Origin of the sequence: Empedobacter sp. UBA7494 (assembly GCF_002478465.1) — a bacterium.
GTDB classification, from domain to species: Bacteria; Bacteroidota; Bacteroidia; order Flavobacteriales; family Weeksellaceae; genus Empedobacter; species Empedobacter falsenii_B.
On the sequence record NZ_DLOC01000081.1, the window covers coordinates 1 to 6194 of the forward strand.

Consider the following 6194-nt stretch of genomic DNA (forward strand, 5'->3'; position numbering starts at 1 on the left):
TTACTGTAGAAAATGAAGTTGTTAATCAAAATGATGTAACATTTAGATTTAGTCACGGTGCTTATTTGATTCAAAATAATAATAGCGCAGTAAATGTTGGTCCTGCAATGTTTGATAGATCATCAACACCTATTTACCGTTTAGAAAATTTAATGTGGTCTTCACCAGTTATTAATCAAAATATTTTCGAAATTTCTCCAAATACTTTAACAAATCGTTTTGCAAGATTTTTAGAGTCAACAAATGACTGGGATGCGAATGTAACCTCTACAGATACTTTCCAAGCAGGTGAGTTAATCGCATTTAGAGCGCCAAATGATTACAACAACTACGGAGAAGGCGATGCTCAGGTATTTGAAAGTTCATTCAGTGGTCAATTATTTAATGGAGAAGTAACGATTCCTGTAACTAAAACATCTAAAGGAAATAATGCAGTAGGAAATCCTTACGCGTCACCACTTAGTTTAGATGCTTTAATTGCTGCTAATACATCAGTAGGAGTAAACTCTGTTTATGTTTGGACGCATTCTAAACCAATTGTAAATGGAGCATATCAAGGTTCTAACTGGGTTATTTACAATGAAATAGGATGGAATGATCCAGCTATGACTTCACCTAATATTGACATTGCACAAGGATTTATAGTAAAAGTAGCAAACGCTGGTAATTTAGTGCTTAATAATGCGATGCGTACCTCAGCTAATGGTCCAGTTTATTACAAAGGTCAAAAAGATAGATATTGGTTAAGTTTATCAGCAGATCAAACTAAATTGAATACTTCTTTAATTGGTTATGGAATGGGATCGACAAATAAATTTGATCAAAATTTTGATGCTCAACCATTTGACAATAATAATGAAGGATTATATTCTGTTTTGAACAATGATTTATTTGTAATTCAAGGACGTGGAGATTTCAATAACGAAGATTCTTTTGATTTAACTTTCAATGTTAAAAAAGCAGGAACTTACCAAATCAATTTAGAAAAGTTTGAAGGTGTTTTCGAAAATCAAAATATCTATTTGGTAGACAAAAAATTAGATAAAGTATTTAATTTAAACGAATTAAAATCTTATTCTTTTGATACAAAAGCAGGAGAAATTAATGATCGTTTCTCTATAAATTATCAAAATAAAACATTATCAACAAATGATTTGTCTAAAAAAGGATTGGTAGTTTATGCTCAAAATAAACAGATTACAATTTCATCTAAAGAATCAATAAAATCAATAAAATTAGTTGATATTTCAGGAAGACAATTACAAAATATTCAAAACATAAATATAAAAAATTATGTAATCAATTTGAATGTAAATCCTCAAGTTGTTGTAGTTGTTGTAGAGAATACAAATGGTACAACTGAATCTAGAAAAGTAATTTTAAAATAATTAACGTATGAAAAATATAAAAAAAATAACCTTATTATTTTGTTTGATGTCTACTGTGACTTTTGCAAATACTGAAAAAGGTGGAATTCGTTTTTTTGAAAGTAATAACACTACTCAAAAAGCTGATGATACTGATGATACAGATGATCCAAATGGCCCTAGTCCAGGTCCAGATCCAGCACCAATCGATGATTATTTACCATTATTGGTAATAGGGGCAGGATTGGTTGCTTTACGTTTCAGAAAGCAGTTATTAAAAAACTAATTTCTATAAAAAAGAAAGCTTCTCAATTTTGAGAAGCTTTTATTGTTTTTATTCCAAACTGTTAATGATAGCTTTATGCAAAATTTCGCCCATAGTCTTACAATCTTCATAGGATTGGTCTTTGTAAAACTTTGCGAAACCTTTTCGTAATTGTGCAACATTTTCTGGTTTAGAAATCGTGTCTTTTTTTATGATTTTCATTAAATCACGAAAACGCTTTGAGCTGTTTGAAATTCTTTTCGTGATCAATGATTTTACTTCTTTTCGATATTGATCGATAGAATTATGTTTTAAACGATCATTGACTAAATCAACCATTATTCGATTCTCTTTAAAATATTGTGGTCGATAAATTTTTAAATTTCCTTCATAACATTGTTGATCGAAATCTATTGGTCGAATTCTATAGATAACTTGATCAAAATCGTGAATTGGAATCACTACATAATTATACGATCGCATATCACCCAAAAGACCAATAAAACAGCGTTCATTGAACTTTACAAACTCTTTTGCAATCTGATTTTTTTCTAAATCATTACATTTATCCAAATAATTTTTGATAAAAACATCTCCTGGAATTCCCAAAATATGCTCCTCAATCAATGTATTTTTGTAAACCAAAAAATTGATTCGGTGAGGAGATAAAATATCTTCTAATTCTAAACCATAAATACGCGAAACATCTGCTTTTTTGATGTAAAAATTGGTGTAATTATCATTCAAAATATTACGAACCCGAATACGAAAAGGTTTCGAATTTCCGAACGTACAATAATCGATAGAATCAACAACAAGATAAGGCAAAGACTCCTCATCTCCGTCTGAATGTAAGTAAGTATAAATTCTGTTTAGACTATCTTGAATTTCCTGATGTTCCGAGTCGGTATAATAAACACCTAACCAATGCGTATCATTTCCTTCCTTATCTTCCAATGCTACACAACCCGAAAAACGCATCAAATCATCATATTCTACACTCGCTTTTGTTTTGCGATGATATTTCTCTAAATAATGATTTAATTCGTCACTCACAGGATAAATAGGCTTTCTAAACTCTATTTTTACATCTTTCATTTCATGCTTATTAGTCTATACGAAGATAGGTCTAAATTTATTTTTTAAAATTGTTTATTGGATTAATATTTGCTAAATTCAAGCATAATCTAAATTTAATTAAAATGAATATTCAGGTCAGAAATTTGACTCTTGAAGATTATAGTGATTTGACTGAATCTACAAAAGAAGCCTATCACAATCAGCTTGGAACTTGGACTGTCGACGAAATTAAAGAATTATTAGCTATTTTTCCACAAGGTCAACTTTGTGTTGAAGTGGATGGAAAAGTTGTTGCTTCGGCATTGAGTATTGTGGTTAATTCGAAAAAAACGAATATCGAATCGAATTATGATACGATAACATCTAATGGTAAATTTTTAAAACATGATCCAGAAGGTGATGTAATGTATGGAATTGAAGTTTTTGTTCATCCAAATTATCGTCAATTGCGCTTGGGAAGACGTTTATATGATGAACGTAAAGCGCTTTGTGAAGAAATGAATCTAAAATCAATTGTAGCTGGTGGACGAATTCCAAATTATCATAAATATTCGCAAGAATTATCTCCTAGACAATATATAGAAAAAGTAAAAAGTAAAGAAATTTATGATTCAACTTTAGCTTTTCAGATTTCGAATGATTTTAATGTAAAAAAAATCTTGAAAAATTATCTGAAAGATGATAAAGAATCTTTAGAATACGCCACTTTATTAGAATGGAATAATATTTATTATGAACCTGAATTGAAATCTAATTCACCAACAAAACGTACTATTCGTCTTGGTTTGGTGCAATGGCAAATGCGTTTATTTAATGGTTTACAAGATTTTTATGATCAAATTGAGTTTTTCGTAAGTGCGGTAAGCGATTATGGCTCTGATTTTATCATGTTTCCAGAATTTTTCAATTCGCCGTTGATGAGTCCATATAATCATTTGAAAGAGATTGAAGCGATGCATCAATTAGCAACGATGACGGACGATATTGTGAAGAAAATTCAAGAATTTGCAATTACATATAATGTCAATATTATATCAGGGTCTATGCCGCATTTAAAGGAAGGAAAACTATATAATACGTCATTTTTATGTCATCGTTCGGGGAAATTAGATTCGTATAGTAAAATACACATTACGCCAAATGAGTTCAAATATTACGCATTGAATGGTGGTGACGAAATCAAAGTTTTTGATACCGATTGTGGTAAAGTAGGTTTACTAATTTGTTATGATGTCGAATTCCCTGAATTGAGCCGTATTTTAGCCGATCAAGGAATGGAAATTTTATTTGTTCCGTTTATGACTGATACACAAAATGGTTATACGCGAGTACGTAGTTGTGCGCAAGCTCGTGCGATAGAAAATGAGTGTTATGTGGCCATTGCGGGTTCAGTAGGGAATTTACCGCGTGTGAATAATATGGATATTCAATATTCGCAATCGGCAGTTTTCACACCTTCGGATTTCTCTTTTCCAAACAATGGAGTCAAAGCAGAAGCAACTCCGAATACAGAAATGGTACTGATTTCGGATGTTGATCTTTATCTTCTAAAGGAGTTGCATGAGTATGGAACTGTAAAAACGATGAAAGACAGACGCAAGGATTTGTATGAAGTAAAACTAATAAAATCATAAAACAAAACCTCCAATTTGGAGGTTTTGTTTTAGTTCTTATTCCCATTGGTTAGACTCGAATAAGAACATGCAATCTACCTTTTTTTAAAACATAGACCTTAGGTTCGGTTAAGTATCTGTACTAAAATTAGAAATATTTTTTATCTGGGACAAATATTTTTCAGAAAACTTAGAATTTTAACATATTTCAGTTTTGTTTTATAACTCTAATTCGAAGATTTGAATAAACTTTTCATTGAAATTATTTGAAACAAATTGATTAAAATAGATTTTTTTCCCATTATTAGAAAAATGCGGAATTCCTGTTAATTCATTATTGATTTTATGAACTTGATAGATTTGTTTAGATTTTTTTTTGATTAAATCATTTAGATATATTTTATCGTTAACAAAATAAATAGCATATTTTCCGTTTGATGAAAGATTGAATGGAGAGGTAATCGAATTTTCTAAAAAAGAATATTGAATAATTTCATTCGAAACTAAATTTACACCAAATAATTGCGTTTTATCAAATTCATCTTCCATCAAAAAATAGATAATTTTCCCGCCAGGAGAAGAACGTAACCAATGTCTAAAATTACTAATTCCATGTTGAGTAAAAGTGATTCGTTTCTGCGAAATACAACTTGGTACATCTGGCAAAGTAGTTAAAGTTCCTTTTAAATTATCGTTTTCATCAAACCTTATTTCATTTGGAATTTCAGCAATAAAAATTTCCGTTTTCAAATTCCCTTTTTCATCACGCACATGTCCCTGAAATGCGATATTGTTTGTTGAGTTAATCCAACATTCATCAAAAGCTTTTTCGACTTCATCACTTCCATTTTTAGGATTTGTCACTATTTTCGAAACGATAATCGAGAACATTTCACCAGAATTATTTTCTAATGTTTCATCCAACTCAACCTCAACTTTTTTTGGAAACATCACTCCAACCACTCGCTGATCTTTTATGGTAGAATTTTGTTTAGATTCTTGTTCCAAGACATAATCGTTGTAGGTAAAACTAATCCAATTCTTCTCTTTTTGCCACGAATGCGAATGTGTTCCTCCACGCAAAGCACCATTTATAAAGGGAAAATTTATATTTCGGGCATCCATAAAAATAGGGTAATTTGGAAATTCTAAATCAATTGCGACACCTGTCCTTCTTGTTGCCGAATACGGGTTTGCTTGATTCGCATTTCGAATACCATGAATAAAAATAACTTTATTCTCAATTTGTGAAAAAGAGGCTGCACCTACTCCAGGACCAAATTCTGTTTGATTATTTGTTGTATAAATAATTTTGGATTCGTAAGTTCTCGTGTGAAGTAAACAGATAGAAGAAGTCTCTCCTATTTTTGTATCATCATTACGTGTATCAAAAACAAGATAATTGCCATCAACTGATTGAATTTGATTATGATGAAGCGTATGTCCAAAATCATCATAAGTTAACTGCTTTACCATATCGTATTGTTTAATAATATTTTATTTACTTAATAAACATTTAACAATCAACTAAAAACGTAATTATTTGATTACTAGAAATATTTTATCATTCTTTATAAAATTTTTTACAAAACTGTATTTTATTTTTTTTTCTAGATTAATTATAATTAAAATATAATTTTTTCAATGTTTTTATTTTCCTTAGTATAAGTTTTGTTAAACCTTAAACAACAAAGGTAATATTTAATGAAGATTTTGGAAAATCTACAACCAGAATTGATTCGCAATATGTTCCACAATCTGGAAATGATAACAACAATTAAATAGTTTTACCGGTAGTGTTTAAGATGTGTTGGTAACTCGTAAAAACACAAAAATAATATTTTAACTATTGTGGGTACGTCATATCCT

At 30.0% G+C, this 6194-nt stretch carries 4 protein-coding genes and 1 pseudogene; 3 read left to right on the plus strand and 2 right to left on the minus strand.

The annotated features are described in order from the left end of the window. Both B4E95_RS09760 and B4E95_RS09765 read left to right on the plus strand, forming a co-directional pair. Positions 1 to 1388 (plus strand): annotated as a pseudogene (locus B4E95_RS09760) (hypothetical protein); the annotation flags it as partial. A 7-nt stretch (positions 1389 to 1395) separates the two neighbouring features. Next, on the plus strand, positions 1396 to 1653 hold the full coding sequence (locus tag B4E95_RS09765) for a hypothetical protein (protein ID WP_291091362.1): 258 nt from the start codon (positions 1396 to 1398) through the stop codon (positions 1651 to 1653). 48 nt (positions 1654 to 1701) lie between these two features. On the opposite strand, the gene B4E95_RS09770 is transcribed toward B4E95_RS09765, so the two are convergent. Then, on the minus strand, positions 1702 to 2730 hold the full coding sequence (locus B4E95_RS09770) for a hypothetical protein (RefSeq protein WP_291091364.1): 1029 nt from the start codon (positions 2728 to 2730) through the stop codon (positions 1702 to 1704). Between the two features lie 104 nt (positions 2731 to 2834). Between B4E95_RS09770 and B4E95_RS09775 the strand changes: the two genes are divergently transcribed. Further along, on the plus strand, positions 2835 to 4346 hold the full coding sequence (locus tag B4E95_RS09775) for a carbon-nitrogen hydrolase family protein (RefSeq protein ID WP_280049997.1): 1512 nt from the start codon (positions 2835 to 2837) through the stop codon (positions 4344 to 4346). 198 nt (positions 4347 to 4544) lie between these two features. Here the strand turns inward: B4E95_RS09775 and B4E95_RS09780 are convergent, their stop codons facing one another. Next, complete coding sequence (locus B4E95_RS09780; protein WP_291091366.1) at positions 4545 to 5801, minus strand: DUF3748 domain-containing protein; 1257 nt, start codon at positions 5799 to 5801, stop codon at positions 4545 to 4547. Between the last annotated feature and the right edge of the window lie 393 nt (positions 5802 to 6194).